This is a genomic window from Secundilactobacillus sp. MJ173 (assembly GCF_059704265.1).
Map to the genome: position 1 here is coordinate 21231 of NZ_BAAKGN010000060.1, position 15633 is coordinate 36863.

Annotated in this window: 14 protein-coding genes and 1 tRNA gene; 2 read left to right on the top strand and 13 right to left on the bottom strand. The window is 42.1% G+C overall.

Annotation, left to right across the window (positions count from 1 at the left end):
- Positions 1–25: 25 nt before the first annotated feature.
- The 7 genes from AC6H04_RS09140 to AC6H04_RS09170 all read right to left on the bottom strand — a co-directional run bounded on the left by AC6H04_RS09140 (position 26) and on the right by AC6H04_RS09170 (position 5332).
- Positions 26–97, bottom strand: a tRNA-Asn gene (locus AC6H04_RS09140).
- A 62-nt stretch (positions 98–159) separates the two neighbouring features.
- Positions 160–468, bottom strand: coding sequence for a hypothetical protein (locus AC6H04_RS09145; RefSeq protein ID WP_497571370.1), 309 nt, complete (start codon positions 466–468; stop codon positions 160–162).
- Positions 469–870: 402 nt separating this feature from the next.
- Positions 871–1950, bottom strand: coding sequence for an ATP-binding cassette domain-containing protein (locus AC6H04_RS09150; RefSeq protein ID WP_497571371.1), 1080 nt, complete (start codon positions 1948–1950; stop codon positions 871–873).
- An 89-nt stretch (positions 1951–2039) separates the two neighbouring features.
- A complete protein-coding gene (locus AC6H04_RS09155; protein WP_497571372.1) occupies positions 2040–2888 on the bottom strand; it encodes a glucosaminidase domain-containing protein in 849 nt (282 codons plus the stop codon).
- Between the two features lie 152 nt (positions 2889–3040).
- Entirely contained in the window at positions 3041–4165 is a 1125-nt protein-coding gene (locus AC6H04_RS09160) for a glycoside hydrolase family 73 protein (RefSeq protein ID WP_497571373.1), read from the bottom strand.
- Positions 4166–4368: 203 nt separating this feature from the next.
- On the bottom strand, positions 4369–5082 hold the full coding sequence (gene nagB, locus AC6H04_RS09165) for a glucosamine-6-phosphate deaminase (protein WP_497571475.1): 714 nt from the start codon (positions 5080–5082) through the stop codon (positions 4369–4371).
- Between the two features lie 103 nt (positions 5083–5185).
- Positions 5186–5332, bottom strand: coding sequence for a hypothetical protein (locus AC6H04_RS09170; protein ID WP_497571374.1), 147 nt, complete (start codon positions 5330–5332; stop codon positions 5186–5188).
- A 162-nt stretch (positions 5333–5494) separates the two neighbouring features.
- Here AC6H04_RS09170 and AC6H04_RS09175 point away from each other — a divergent pair, with 162 nt between their 5' ends.
- Entirely contained in the window at positions 5495–6118 is a 624-nt protein-coding gene (locus AC6H04_RS09175) for a flavin reductase family protein (RefSeq protein WP_497571375.1), read from the top strand.
- A 59-nt stretch (positions 6119–6177) separates the two neighbouring features.
- On the opposite strand, the gene glmS is transcribed toward AC6H04_RS09175, so the two are convergent.
- The 4 genes from glmS to cdaA all read right to left on the bottom strand — a co-directional run bounded on the left by glmS (position 6178) and on the right by cdaA (position 11414).
- Complete coding sequence (gene glmS / locus AC6H04_RS09180; RefSeq protein ID WP_497571376.1) at positions 6178–7995, bottom strand: glutamine--fructose-6-phosphate transaminase (isomerizing); 1818 nt, start codon at positions 7993–7995, stop codon at positions 6178–6180.
- A 217-nt stretch (positions 7996–8212) separates the two neighbouring features.
- A complete protein-coding gene (gene glmM / locus AC6H04_RS09185; protein ID WP_497571377.1) occupies positions 8213–9562 on the bottom strand; it encodes a phosphoglucosamine mutase in 1350 nt (449 codons plus the stop codon).
- A 26-nt stretch (positions 9563–9588) separates the two neighbouring features.
- Positions 9589–10563 (bottom strand): CdaR family protein, encoded by a 975-nt coding sequence (locus tag AC6H04_RS09190; protein ID WP_497571378.1) that lies wholly within the window; start codon positions 10561–10563, stop codon positions 9589–9591.
- Positions 10563–11414, bottom strand: coding sequence for a diadenylate cyclase CdaA (gene cdaA, locus AC6H04_RS09195; protein ID WP_497571379.1), 852 nt, complete (start codon positions 11412–11414; stop codon positions 10563–10565). The genes AC6H04_RS09190 and cdaA overlap by 1 nt, the downstream gene beginning before the upstream one ends.
- Positions 11415–11611: 197 nt before the next feature.
- On the opposite strand from cdaA, the gene AC6H04_RS09200 reads away from it, so the two are divergent.
- Complete coding sequence (locus AC6H04_RS09200) at positions 11612–12328, top strand: DUF1361 domain-containing protein (RefSeq protein ID WP_497571380.1); 717 nt, start codon at positions 11612–11614, stop codon at positions 12326–12328.
- Between the two features lie 81 nt (positions 12329–12409).
- Here AC6H04_RS09200 and AC6H04_RS09205 read toward each other — a convergent pair whose 3' ends face one another.
- Positions 12410–14521 carry a cation:proton antiporter gene (locus tag AC6H04_RS09205; RefSeq protein WP_497571381.1) on the bottom strand — a complete coding sequence of 704 codons (2112 nt, stop codon included), beginning with the start codon at positions 14519–14521 and terminating at the stop codon, positions 12410–12412.
- A 23-nt stretch (positions 14522–14544) separates the two neighbouring features.
- Positions 14545–15447: a UDP-N-acetylmuramate dehydrogenase gene (gene murB / locus AC6H04_RS09210; RefSeq protein WP_497571382.1), complete on the bottom strand. Its 903-nt coding sequence runs from the start codon at positions 15445–15447 to the stop codon at positions 14545–14547.
- Positions 15448–15633 lie beyond the last annotated feature (186 nt).

The following is a 15633-nucleotide window of genomic DNA, read 5'->3' on the forward strand; positions in this document are numbered from 1 at the left end:
AGATTTTTTATCGGTTTAAAAGATACTGCCCCGGCTGGGCTCGAACCAGCGACCTCTTGATTAACAGTCAATTATTCTACCACTGAACTACGGGGCAATAAAAACGCCATGAGTTATTTATACCATAACTTTCCACGACGTGCAATATTTTTTGCAAAATTATCCAATATGATTTTCTTTTAACACCATATCGACTTCGTGTTGAATCTTTTCAGGCTTCTTCCATTCTTCGAAATGATCCATTGCTTCCGTTGGCATCTCATAATTCTCGTTGATATATTTCTCATACGCTTCAACGTGAGGAGAATGTGGAATATTTAATTGTAAAATGCGAACTTGTTTAATAAATCCACGTTCAGCCGCTAATTCTGCACGACCATTTTGCACCATATTACTGATTTCCATATACTTGGTGCCATCCAGACGGGTAATTTCTTCGATGAGTGTAAACGTTTCGTGACTCTTCATCAATAATTGATCCCTCTCTCCACTTTTAATTGCTATAAAGACATTTTAACATAAAGATGTTAATACCTTGAAGCCACCAAAGCTTTTATGGTATACAAAAAGCCACTATCTAGGATAGTGGCGGCATAAGAGAGAAAGAGAATTGATTAGAAGGTAATTAATTCATACCTTACAAGAAATACTATAAGGCATAATGAAAGCGCTGTCAACCTTTTCCAAATTTATTCTCAATATTTATTAAAAAAAGCTTCAACCGTTTCACTGAACGGTTGAGGCTCTAAGAAAAACTAAATGTGAGAAATGCCCTGTTCGTTTAAAAACTAGTCAGGGGGTAAATAAATGGTTACTTACACTATACCACACATTATGAGAAAGTTTCACATTTTTTAACTAAAAACTCATTTATTGATGCAAACTACCCGTTTTATCTACGTGACTCGTCGGATGAATCAAGGTAGTCGGGTTAGAAACAACTTCTGTCAAAGAATGTCCAGAAAGATTCGTCCAGCATGTAAAGACCAGTAGTAATAAAACAACTAGCGTAATTAACCGACTGCCCAATGACATCTTTTCACTGATAACTGAACCATAAAATGCCTTTTTAACCTTGGCTGGTACGTTTTGCTCATCTGGATTTTGTTTCTGCCGTTCCTCAACTACCGACGCCTGATAAGCATCGATATCAAACTGCTTCTGGGCTTCTTTCATTTTCAACTGAAACTGTTTCTTTTCTTTTTTGTTCAAATCCTTGAACCATTTAACAAATTGGCGATAATCTTTCACGATTGTTTCAGTATCGCCGACTTCTTTTAAGTTACCATAATGAATCCAAGCAACCCGATCGCATAGCATTTCGATTTGTTTCAATGAGTGGCTGACAAAAATAATGGTTTTGCCTTCTGCTTTAAATTCAGAAATTTTATCCACGCACTTCTGGTAAAAAGTATCGTCACCAACAGAAAGTGCCTCATCGATGATCAAAATATCTGGGTTAACGTGTACAGCAATTGAAAAACCTAAGCGAGATTTCATCCCGCTTGAATAGCTTTTAACGGGTTGATAAAGGAAATCACCAATATCGGCAAAACTAACGATATCGTCCATTAAACCGTCGATTTCTTCGTTCGTTAGCCCCTGCATCAACGCCTTCAACCGAATGTTTTCAAGCCCCGTTAAATTACCACGTAGACCAGCACCAATCGCAATAATTGAGGTATCTCCACGAACATCCACAATACCCGTTGTTTGGGGAATAATACCCGAAATAATATTGGAGAGAGTTGATTTGCCTGAACCGTTAACACCAATTAAGCCCATCGTCTCACCTGGCATAATTTTGAGAGAAATCCCCATCAGCGACCAAAAATGTGGCACTGGTTTACGATTCAGTGCAAAAAAAGCGCGCAGTTTTTCCGACTGAGTTTTGAACAAATCATACTCTTTGGTGACATTTTGCACCATAATTTTATAATCAGTTGCCATTTTTTAAATTCTTCCTAACATCTTTTTTCGATTTATAATGCCATGAACGCTATTATATCAGAGAACCCTACCCGTGTCTTGCTGGCTCGCTAGTTATTCTTGAGCCCTAAAATATCAGTAATTTGAACCCAACCAGTAACAGAGCCGCTCTTAACTTGATACCAAATTGTCTGATCCTTAGTCACAATACCACGAGCCATCACTTTGACTTTTTTATTCGCTAACTGTCTGGTCCGAATTACCTTAGCTTTATCAGTAGCCGTTGGTACACCATTATAAAATTTAATCGTACCCGGCTTTATGGTTGCCGAACCTTCATAATTAGCATAATCCACACCAGGTGTTATCTTGGTGCTCGTGTCAGCATCCGTACTATTGGCAGTTGTCCGGTCAAAACGATCGTGTAAATCATAATCCGCAATAATTTTATTCAGTTTGTTAGCGTAATCCTTATCTGTAGCATAATTTTCCGCAACAATGTTAGTTGCTGTCATATATGAACTAGCGTTTTCTCGCCAAGCGCCTTCATAAAGAAAAGGATTCCAAGTCGTACCGCCACGTAAAACTTTTGCGTAATCGTCTAACGAGGCCTGAGCTGAAGGATAAACCTTAAAATTAGCCAGCGTATTGTACATCGAACCGCTAGCATTCGCTTCATTAGTCGACATTGTTATGGAATGCCCATCATAATTACCCTTTACACCAAAGTAATTATGAGCATCCACTGACAGCTGACTGGTGCCCCAATTGCTTTCAAGCGCTGCTTGAGCCATCATGACCGAACCATAAAGATGATTCTGGCGACTTACTTTTAATACTGGTTGACTTAGTCGATCAATAAAATCAGTATGTGTATCTGCTTGTGCGGTTTCTGTAGATAATACACTGAGCCCGAGTACCGATACCAGCATAATTGTCAGTTTTTTCCAGAACTTCATCTTAAAAATCCCCTATCTAAAATACTAAACCGTTAATATTATATCGGTTTCTGAAGAATGCACAAGTTAATATTTGATAATAAATTGAAAACTTAACCTTTAAAAAAGGCCCATACCAGAAGCGGTACTAGGCCATTTATATTCCAATCTGATTATTTCTTCACGGCTAAGGATGATACCCAGCCATTAACTGATCCACTATGAATTCGATACCATGTGGTAGTAATCCCGTTTTGAACATGGGTAGCCTTGCTGTCGATTTTCACCGATTTATTAACCAGCGATTTTGTCGTCGTTAACTGCTTAGCAATATAAGTAGAATTGAAGACATGATCATAAACTGGATAAGCGGTTCCAACTAACTTTACCGTTTTTTTATAACTAGCGTAAGTTGTCTTCGGAAAACTAAGTACGCCTGAATAAACCCAGTACTTCTTCGCCGTGGTTTGCTTGCTGAACCGAATACGGTACCAATTTGTTTTAGTCTTAACCTTATATCCACGTGCATCTATCCAAACAGGTCTGCCCTGCCAGCCCCCAACCTTTGACCAGCCGTAATTAGTGGTTTTATACTTGCTACCCTTCACGTGATTGTAAACGGCATAGCTTTTATATTTCGATCCTAACGTCGCTGTTTGATTGTCAGCACCGAAATAATACTTCACGTCGCTAACATTACTAGTAGGCTTCTTGGTTGGTGTTGGCGTTGGCGTTGGTGTGCTATCTAACGAATAGAATTTATACGTTTGAATCAAATTAATCAGCGAATCGCCATAGTTTGGCGCAGTTGCATAGGTCCCTGTTAATGCCCGAGCTGCTGCCTCATACGTTGCAGCGTTTTCGCGCCAAGTTCCCGCATAGTAGTTCGGGTTCCAAGCAGTGCCATTACGCAAAAGTTGCGCATTGTCTGTCATGGACGCAGCTGCATCCGGATACTTCTTAAATGCCGCTTGCGTATAATAGAGTTGCCCGTTCTCGTCATATTCTGCAGTACTCATTGTCACCGAAGCACCGTTATACGCACCCTTAATACCAAAATAATTATTTGCACTAGTAGAAAGCTGACTTGTTCCCCAGCCGCTTTCCAGCGCCGCTTGAGCCATCATAACGGATGGATACAACTTGTATTGATTCGCAACTTTTTTAACAGGCGATGACATATTACTAATAAAACTGTCCGTCGTCGTGCTCGCTTTCACTCTGGTGTGCCCAGCACCAGTTAAACCGCATACGACTAAGCCAACAGTGAGTAACCCCACCATCCATTGTTTCCGCATGTGTGCGTCCCCCTCAGATACAGCAATTTATCCTTATTATAATTGGAATAGACGTCGAAAACAAGCACGGTCAGCCACCCTACATAATTACTAAATAATCACTAATTCTTTAAGTTGTCCTTCTCTCGTTTCTGTCAAAAAAGAAGACCGACATCACTGTCGCTCTTCTCCCTTATGCTTGCTTCAATTCTCTCTAAATTGAATTAGTATTCTTCACTTAATTTGCTTGCCGCCGCTTCATCAATAATAATCGTTACTTGATGATGTTGTTGTAAGAAACTAGCTGGAACATCAGTGGTAATTGGGCCTTCAATCATAGCTTTCACTGCGTCCGCTTTTTCTGATCCATATGCTTCCAAAAGAATGTGTTTACTCGTTAAGATTGACGCAATTCCCATTGAGTAGGCATACCGTGGTACTTCGTTTTCGTTATCAAAGAAACGTGCATTCGCTTTAATCGTTGATTCAGTCAAAGTTACTTTGTGTGTGCCAAGTGCTGGATCAGTGCCAGGTTCGTTAAAGCCAATGTGACCGTTTTGACCAAGGCCTAAAATTTGCAAATCGATCGGATTATCCGCAATCACTTGATCATAACGCTTCATCTCAGCCGCTGCGTCACTGTTCAACCCATCAGGCACGTATGAGTGTGCGAATGGTTTCTGGTCAAACAGGTGCTTTTGCATGAAGTAGTGATAACTTTGTGGATGATCAGGGGCTAAGCCAACGTATTCATCCAAATTAACTGATGTCATCTGACTAAAATCAAGATCACTCTTGGTAAGTTCTTCATAAGTAGTCACTGGTGTGCTACCAGTGGCGAGACCAAACACTTTAGCACCATCACGATAGGCCTTTTCAAAAACTTCGAAACCCTTTTGTCCGCCTTCAATACGATCTTTAACGATAATCACATTCATTTTTGCTTTTGTTGATTCTGACATGATTCGCCACTCCTTTTGTTGGTATAGCCCAATAATAAGTCATCTAGACCAATATTGCAAGAAAAATGACTGATTCAGTTTAATAATTTGCTTTTCGACTGCCTCGTTGCCTATCACCACGCTTATTTGCTGCAAGGGTATTCTGCTGCGTTTTAAACTTCTTCCATGTGGCATCGCGTTTTTCTTCTGCTTGCTTATTTTGACTGCGCTTTTTTGTGAATTTCATAATTGACTCTCCTTTTCTCTACTGCGGAATTGTACCACGGTAAGCTTTCAGCGTCTATGAAATCGCTTGAAAGCGTCAAATTATCTGTTTCACAATGAGTTGTGGCACCAGACCTGTTACCGTTGCGCTATAATGAACTCAAATTCTTTGAGGAGGCTTACTATGCTGCATTTCTCCAGTGACTCACTAACTGCTCTAAAACGTTATAAACTACTCTCTGGGAGCATTATTCCACGCCCAATCGCCTGGGTAACGACACTGGGTCCGAAACCTAACCAGATATTAAATATCGCTCCTTTCAGCTTTTTTTCAGCGATTTCCAGTGAACTGCCGCTGATCACGCTGGCTATTGGTCGCAAACAAAATCGACCGAAAGACACTGCCGTTAATATTTTAGATAATCAGGAAGCCGTGGTGCACCTAGTGAGCCAATCATTAGCCACCGAAATGAACCAAACCGCCGCCAGTTTACCTAGTGACCAAAGCGAGCTTGACCTTACTAAGCTTGCCACAACTCCAAGTCAAACAATCTCTGTGCCGGCTTTGGTAGCACCCAAAGTTCGCTTCGAAACAACACTCCATCAATACGTGCCCATAACTGACAATCGAGCACAAATCCAAAGTGATCTGTTCATCCTTGAAGTCAGCGATTTTTACTTTGCTGATGACGTCTTAGATTCCCAAACTTTCCACGTTGACGCTACTAAGTTAGCTCCGCTGGCCAGACTTGCTGGATCAGTTTACGGTACCGTAGACGGTCTGTTTGAAATGAAACGGCCACTTTGAGAGACAATCAAAAAATCATCACCAGCCGATACCGGCTGGTGATGATTTTTTATTTAAAACTATTCAACGGTAACACTCTTTGCCAAGTTACGTGGCTTATCAACATCTAATCCCTTGTTAAGACTGGTGTAGTAAGCAATGAGCTGGGTTGGAACAACACTCAGAAGTGGTGTCATCAATTCGTCAACATCTGGCAAAATGAGATCATCACCTGGTTTAGCAAGACTTTCAGAAACAATGGTCAGAATATGCGCCCCCCGAGCCATAGTTTCCTGTAAGTTTGAGCGGGTTAAACCGGCTGTCTTCTCCTGGGTAATGATACCAATAACTGGTGTCCCCTTTTCAATCAGAGCAATCGTCCCATGCTTTAATTCACCGGAAGCAAAGCCTTCAGCTTGAACGTATGAAATTTCCTTTAACTTCAAAGCGGCTTCAAGCGAAACGTTCTGGTCAACTCCACGACCAATGTAAAAGGCGTTTGGCGTATTTAAGAAGGATGACTTGGCCAATTCTTCGATCTTGTTCTTCTCATCAACGATGGCCTGAATACCTGTGGCAACCAATCCTAATTGGTGACGAACATCAAACCGTTGTGCAACGATTTGATTATCGGCTTCACCCAAAGCCTTAGCAAGAATTGCTTCAACAGCAATTTGTGCAGTATAGGCTTTAGTAGATGCCACCGCAATTTCCGGACCCGCATGGAGCAACAGTGTGTAGGTCGCTTCACGTGATAAAGTCGAATTCTGAACGTTTGTGATGGTTAAACTCTCGTAACCGCCCGCATTAACGTTAACTAAGACTTCACGTGAATCAGCCGTTTCACCACTTTGTGACAAGAAAATGAAGAATGGCTTCTTGGATAAAATAGGCTGTTCATAAGCAAATTCAGATGAAACATGCACTTCCGTAGGTGTCTGCGTCAGGTTTTCAAACAATCGCTTACCCACCAGACCAGCATGGTAGCTGGTACCGGCACCCACAATATAAATCCGGTCTGCTTGCTTCATCGAATTCAATAATTTATCACTGATGACTGGTTCGCCAGTTTCAGATAAGTAAACCTGAGCAAGGCGACGCATAACGTTTGGCTGCTCATCAATTTCCTTCAACATATAGAAGGGATAAGTGCCCTTATCAGTTTCGTTGGCATCCATGTCAACGTGGAAGGTCTTCCGTTCGACTGGTTTGCCATCTTGGTCTTCAATTTTAACTTCATTAGGTGTAATGGTAACAACTTCTCCGTCCATTAATTCCAAGAAGTCATGGGTTTCGCGCAACATTGCTAAGGCGTCTGAGCAGACAACGTTAAAGCCATCGCCGACACCAATCAATAACGGACTCTTATTCTTAGCGACATAAAGTGTCTCTGGGTCTTCACGGTCCATCAATAGAAAGGCGTATGAAGAACCTTTAAGTAAGCTCAATGCTTTAGTAAAGGCATCATGCGCATTAAGGTCTTCTTCTACAGCAAATTTATCTACCAGTTGAACCATTACTTCAGTATCGGTTTGGCTGGTAAAGGGAACATCACTCAGGTAATCACTCTTGAGTTCCTGGAAGTTGTCGATCACGCCGTTGTGAACTAAATAGAAACGATCATCTTTCGAAACTTGTGGATGAGCATTAGCAACACTCACAACCCCATGGGTTGCCCAGCGAGTATGCCCGATACCAGTTGTCCCGTGAACTTCAGGTCCAACTTCACGTCGTAAATCAGCAATTCGGCCCTTTTCTTTCACGAGAAAATCCTTACCGCTTTGGTCGTTTACATAAATTCCTGCTGAATCGTAACCTCGATATTCAAGCTTTTGTAGACCATCAAGTAAGATTTTTACTGCATTATCACTGCCTGTAACACCGACAATTCCACACATAAGATTTCATCCTCTAGTTTTCATAATATTTTAATTGGTATAGACTCAATAAGGTCTCATATATCTATGAACATGTATACTTTACAGTCTTTTAAATAAGTTGTCAATATTTACGTTCTAAATGGTATAGATTGAAAACGGTTGTTTACACTGCGAAAGTTAAAAAAAGCGATTTTCAAACATCATTGTCTGAAAACCGCCTCTTTGTTTCATAATATTATTCGATACCAACTTCATGCTTAACAACTTCAACGATTCGATTAACATAACCATCGACAGTTTCTTGAGTTGGGGCTTCTGCCATGACCCGCAGTAATGGTTCAGTCCCGCTAGGACGAACCAAGACTCGGCCATCACCAGACATCTCCTTTTCAACCGTATCAATAATGCCCTTGATGGCGGGGTTATCTAAAGCTGCTTTTTTATCAGCGACTTTGACGTTGATCAGTTGTTGTGGATAGTCTTGGACATCGGCTGCAAGTTCGGACAATTTCTTACCGGTTTCCTTCATGATGTGTAATAGTTGTAAACTGGTCAACATGCCATCACCAGTTGTGTTAAAGTCCAAGAAAACAATGTGTCCAGATTGTTCACCACCGAGGTTGTATCCGTTAGCAAGCATTTCTTCAACGACATAACGGTCACCGACCTTAGTTTTAACACTGGTTAATCCATGTGCTTCCATGGCTTTATACATACCCAGATTACTCATCACAGTAGTGACGATGGTGTCTTTTTTAAGACGGCCATGTTCAGACATGTATTTCCCACAAATATACATGATCTTGTCGCCATTGATCACATTACCTTCTTCATCAACCGCAATGCAACGGTCACCGTCACCATCAAAGGCCAAACCAATGGCAGCACCCTTTTCAACCACAAACTTTTGCAGCTGTTCGGGGTGGGTTGAACCGACTTGATCGTTGATGTTCAAACCATTAGGAGTAGTTGCAATGGTATCAAACTCGGCACCTAAATCAGCGTATAACCGTGATACTAAGTTGCTGGTAGCACCATTGGCTGAATCAACCGCAATGTGCATGCCAGTGAGATCGTCATCAATGGTCTGTTCCAAGAACTGAATGTACTTTTGACTGCCTTCTTGGTAATCTTCAACGGTCCCTAATCCCTTGGCAGCTGGTCTTGGCAACGTATCTTTTTGTTCCAGCAATTTTTCGATTTCATCTTCTAATTCATCGGAAAGCTTATAGCCATCAGCACCAAAGAATTTGATCCCGTTATCTTCAACTGGGTTGTGCGAAGCCGTCAGCATTACCCCGGCATCCGCACCCTGAGTACGCACTAAGTAAGCGACTGCAGGGGTTGTGATAACGCCAAGACGCAAAACTTCAATCCCAACAGATAAAAGCCCAGCCACGATTGCTTCTTCCAACATCTGCCCTGAAATTCGTGTATCACGAGCAACTAATACTTGTGGTTGTTCGCGTTCAGTAGCGTGTTCCGTTAATACATAACCACCTGCTCGACCAAGTTGAAAGGCCAGTTCTGGAGATAAATCCTGGTTAGCAATACCACGTACACCATCAGTTCCAAAATACTTCATGTTTAATTTTCCTCATTTCCAGATTATCATTTAGATTCAGTTACAATCGTTACCTTGACACTAGCAGGATCCGTTCCCGTCACCTTGTTAGCTTCTGCATCTAAACTAATTGTTTTTGTTTTTTGATTTTTAACATCACTGACGTCAACGTCTGCATCAAATTCTGAAATAGCCTTCAACTCCGACTCAGAACCAAAGACCTGGATGGACTGAGTACTACTTTGAAAACTATATTCCTGATTGCTATTGGCGTTTTTAGCTTTAAACTTCAGCGGTACTTTTTTCGAATGTCCCTTTGCCGTAATTGGCAGGTTGACTTGGGTCGTAGCAGGAGTCAAGATGACGTTCACCGTCTGACCATTCTTATCCAGTGCCTCGATGACTGCCTCACTGTTTACGGACTTCTTGGTATTTTGAGCCAAGTTTAATTGGGCAACAACCCTACTGATTCGATCAATCTCACCCTCAGCACCAGTTGCCTTAACACTGGTAACATCGCTATTGGCACTGCCTGCAACGTAGTTCTTAGCAATCCGAGTTTTATCATACTGAACACTGACTGGGAAACTCACCGTTTGCCGAGGCTGAATATTAACTTTAATGCTAGCTGGCGCGATTTGATAGCTGATGTCACGGTTTAAGCCATCCTGTTTTAATTTCACCGAATGTTCGCCCGGCTTAAGTCCCGTCAAATTAGCGAACACCCTAAAATTTTGTGTATTGGCTGTGGCGGTAACCAAGGCGGCTGGGCCGCGTAAATGAACCTTGACTTTTTCCGGATAACCCGTGACGAAATACTTATCAGAATCCACGTTTAATCTCAATTGAACGGAAACAGTTTTATGCTCTGTAGCCGTTAAAGTTGTGGAATTAGTTCCTCCCGTATTATTCGTTTGCTGAGTTGACACACTCTTAGAGCTATTAACGTATAAGAATAAGCAGACAGCCAAAAATAAGGAAATTAACCGATACGTCCAACGACTATTGAAAAATTTCTTCATCACCGATTCCCTCCCCTAAAGAACTGGATAAAGATATCAACCAGCCAGTTCAGTGGATTTTTCGGTTGTTCAGGTTCCTGATCTTTAATCAATTCGTTATTCAAAAACTTCAAATAATCATTTTGATCCATATTACGGAGCAACTCATTATTCTTAGTAATCGAAACTTCACCCGTTTCTTCTGAGATAACAATGGTCAACGCATCCGTTACTTCAGAAATACCAACCGCAGCCCGGTGTCTAGTACCTAATTCTTTCGGAATCAAATTACTATCTGACAGTGGCAGGTAAGCCGCAGCAACTGCCACTTTATTATTCCGAATGATTACCGCACCATCGTGTAATGGCGTGTTAGGGATAAAAATGTTGATCAGTAACTCACCCGTAATCTTGGCATTCAATTCGATTCCTGTTTCGATATAGTCTTCCAATCCAGTATCCATCTGAATGGTCATTAAGGCACCAATTCGGCGTTTAGACATGTACTGAATGGCTTTATCCAGAGCAGCAATCATCTGTTTTTCAGCTTCGTTTACCTGCCGATTTCGGACGAACACTGACCCGCGACCCAGATGTTCCAACCCGCGTCGAATCTCTGGTTGGAAAATAATAATCATGGCAATGACGCCCCAATTGATCACTTGGTCCATCAACCATGAAACCGTTCCAAACCCTACGTAAACCGCAATGATCTTGACTAAGACAATCACGATGATACCACGTAAAAGTTGAACAGCTTTGGTTCCTCGTAGCAGCATAATCAGTTCGTAAAAAACAAACCAGACGACGAGAATATCGAGGAGGTTTACGATGTTATGCCACGTCAAAAAGCTACTCCAATCAAGATTCATTTGATAATTTCCCTCCAAAAATCTATTCAGATAACATTATAGCACGCTAACCCCTATTTTTTGGAATCACCATCATATTTCTAAAATCCGCAAATATGAAATTTCAAAATTTTTGTAAACCCACTGAAATTTCATGTCACTGCTCTAGTAATCTGTTATTATTTGAGTAGTGATATTTTGAACAGGGAGATGATCTCGTGGCAGGTCACGCACGCTGGCAAATCCGGATTTTCGTAGTGCTGTGGCTGTTATTTTTGTGGCAGTTCGCACATGAGCCTTTTACTTTTTTAATTTTAAATACCTTTCTGGGTTATTTACCCATCGAAATCAGTTTTCATCTTAATAAAGAACGGCCTAAAAATGGGCTTTTTTTCTGGTTAATCGTTCTTTTATGGTTACTTTTCTACCCTAATGCACCCTACTTACTCACTGATTTGTTTCACCTTTCACTCCTGAATCCATACGGTGTTGATGGGTTGTTGCAGCTAAACCTGCACGTTTGGATCTACTTTACCTACCTTCTAATCAGCGTTTTATTCTGTGTCATTCTTGGTTTCTGGAGTCTCAACTACGTCGCCAATATCATCGCTCAACGGTACTTAAAGGGAAATTCCTGGCTTCAGACGCTTTTAGTCTTGATTCTTACCTTCCTGTCATCAGTTGGCATTTACGTTGGTCGCTTTATGAGAATTCATACCATCTATCTATTCATCTCACCAGAACTGATTACTGACCGGCTACTACATATGTGGACGCCTACCATGCTCGTTTTTGTTGGACTGATGACTCTCATTCAGCTCATTGCTTACTGGCTAGTGTACCTAGCCTATCACAGTCAGATGGCCAATGAACAGGCCACCAAAGAAACCAAAAGTGTTGCAGAAAATTCTGATAAACAGGAACCGCAAAAATAAAACATTAATCATTTAAAGGGGAGTCCAGTTAACGTTGCAGCGTTAACTGGACTCCCCTTTTAAATTTACCGCTATAAATCACTAATCAAGCTCATCACTAACGGCCATCATTAGCACGTTTTCAGAGTAGTTAATATACTGGCGCAGCCGCCCTGACATTTGCCAAGTAATATTACCCGACTCAAGGAGCGACTGAACACCTGTCCGCTCAGCGCCTAAAGCAATCACTCTAAGCTGATTAAGCTGTTTTGCATACTCCGACCGTGAAACTCGTCGATCTTTACGTGCACGTTCAACCCGGTTTCGATAAAAGACAACTAAGTGATAAATGGCCTGTTTATCCAATAATTGCGGATCAACCTCATCATTACCTAGATACTTCGAGAGGGCTTTAATCGCTGATTTTGCACTTTCGCGGTCAATCAGCAGCCATTCATTATTAGAAGACTTACTTTGTGATCGGTGAATGGCCGCCCTGATCCATTGTGACGTTCTGTGAAGAAAAGCTGACCAACTTCTCAAAGGTCCAAAATCCAAATGGCGATTAGGATGATTGATCCGCATAACAGCGCGTTTAATTGATTGAGTTGCAGAATGGTAGGCCTGTGATGAAATCTGATGGTGCGCGTATAACCTGTCCAATGCTGATTGCTCACCCTTCAAGCCCACTTGCCGCAAAGTGATTTCATCATCAACCACCTGTTTTCGATCTTCATCATCACGTGTTTTTAACTCTAACCGACGAATAATAAACTGATAATCCAAGATTAAATCGTAAGCGGCACGCTGATTTTCAATGCGACGATGCTCTTCGATAGCGTTAATTGCCAAACGCATAATGTATATTCTGGCCTCCGCCTCACTTAATAAATGAGGCTCACTGGACTGCTGACTGTCGGTTTCACTGTCATCAGGATCCTCATCCATTTCATCGCTAAAACTAGCACGAGTCTGCAGTGGCACTGGATTATCAGGCGCAACGAGCGGCAGCGTGATAACGGCAGCTACCAAACTAATAATAATCACACCTGCAGCCACGAACAAAACTAACGACCGCTGTGGGAACGCCTGTCCAGAAGCCGTAACAAACGGCAACGACAGTACCCCTGCCATGGTAACGGCACCCCGAACACCTGACAAACCTGCTAAAAGCGCTACTCTCAAACTGGGACGTCTGGGTTTACTAATGCCTTGATACAAGTAAATCCAAATCACTCTAATCAGCAATAAAATCAACCATGCCCCAAACGAATAGCCAATCGCTTGAAACGTGTTGAAATGCACATCGTTGATAATCTTGGTTGTTGCAAGCGGTAATTCATCACCTAAGATCAGGAACACAATGCCGTTTAACAGGTAAACAATGATATCCCACGTCTTCTCACTGACTAACTTAAGCTCCGGTGAATCTTCCACAAGTCGACTTCCCTGCGTATGAGAAACCACGCCAGCGGTCACGACGGCAATCACCCCTGAAGCATGAAGGACTTCCTCGGCAACCACGTAAATCACAAACGGCGTCATCAACTGTAAAACTGTATTAAAGATAACATCGTTAATCCCCTGCTGCCTCAAGAAATGCCGTAAAAAATCAATCAACAGCATGAGGACAAAGCCGGCCAAAAAGCCAAGAATACTGATATACAGAAAATCGCCGGCTGCGTGACTGAACGAAAAAACACCCGTAACGGTCGCTGCTACCGCGTATTTAAACGCAATCAACCCCGACGCATCGTTGACCAAACTCTCACCGCTGACCAGGTGCAAAATCCTGTCGGGCAGTTTCACTCGCTTTGAGATTGATTGAACTGCCACGGGATCGGTAGGTGACAAAATTGCCGCCAACGCAAAACTAACCGATAGCGATAACCGTGGAATCATTAAATAAATAAAGTAGCCGCCCACAACCGTTGTCAAGAATACCAGCAAAATGGAATTAGCAAAAATTGGTCCACGTAACTGCCAAAGCTCTCGTTTAGGAAAGCGCCGCCCATCATTAAACAGCAGTGGCGCAATAAAGAGCAATAAAAACCAGTCCGTATCTAACGGAATCTGAATTTCCCAAAATAGCGCCATTACTAATCCCAGCGCAATTTGAATTAAACTCACCGGAATAAAGGTTAAGTAGTGGCTGATGACGTTGGAGATCAAAACTAATACAACTAATAAAATAACCGCTTCAACTATCAGCAACTAGCTTCCCCCTCTCGTTAAATCTAAACCAGATCTTCTCCAATAATGCGTACTTCGGTCTGCAACTGAACTCCTGCCTTGGCCAAAACGGTGGCTTCAACGTGTTGAATCACTGCCAGGTAATCGGAAGCTGTAGCATGGTCAACGTTCACAATAAACCCAGCGTGTTTGGTGGAAACTTGTGCGCCACCAGACTGATACCCTTGAAGGCCTGCGTCATGAATCAATTTACCAGCAAAATAGCCGGTTGGCCGCTTAAAAACACTGCCGCATGATGGCAAATCCAACGGTTGCTTGGCCGCTCTGCGGACATTTAAATCATCCATCTTGGCCTGAATCTCGGTCGCATCACCTGCTTGCAGCTTAAAGGTAGCAGTAACGACAATATCACCTTCGTCTTGCACACGACTGTGTCGGTAACCGAAATCCAGATCCCCTCGCTGAATCGTTTTCAGTGTTGCTTGCGGTGTCAGCACCGTGACTGAATCCGCAACCATACTGATTTCACCACCGTATGCACCCGCATTCATAAAGACGGCACCGCCAACACTTCCGGGAATGCCGGCAGCAAATTCAAGGCCCGTCAAACTTGCACGCTGAGCAACCTTGGTAACTTCGATTAAAGAAGCCCCTGATTCAGCCAAAATTTCATTGTGCTTCACTTCAACATGATTCATGCGAGTCAAAATCATCACTAAGCCACGAATCCCGCCATCTTTAACAATTAAATTACTGGCATTGCCAATCACAGTAACCGGTAACGCCTGCTTATTAGCGTATTTCACTAATGCTTGAATTTCGGTTAAACTGACTGGAAAGGCTAAGAAATCAGCCTTGCCTCCCGTTTTCGTATTCGTGTAGTTTGATAATGGTTCGTTTTGCATCAACTTCACCTTGGGAAAAGTTGCAATGATGTCTGCCGTCATGATTAAGTTCCTTTCGTTACTCAAATATTTCGTAAAATAATATATTCATATCATACCATGCCTGTTACCGCCAACGAAAGGTTAGTGGTACAAACACGTTGTGCCCATCCTTTTTAACGGTGTTTTAATCAAATGATTATCGTCTAAAACAACTCAAAAATGATAAACTAAAGTTGAACGATTTCA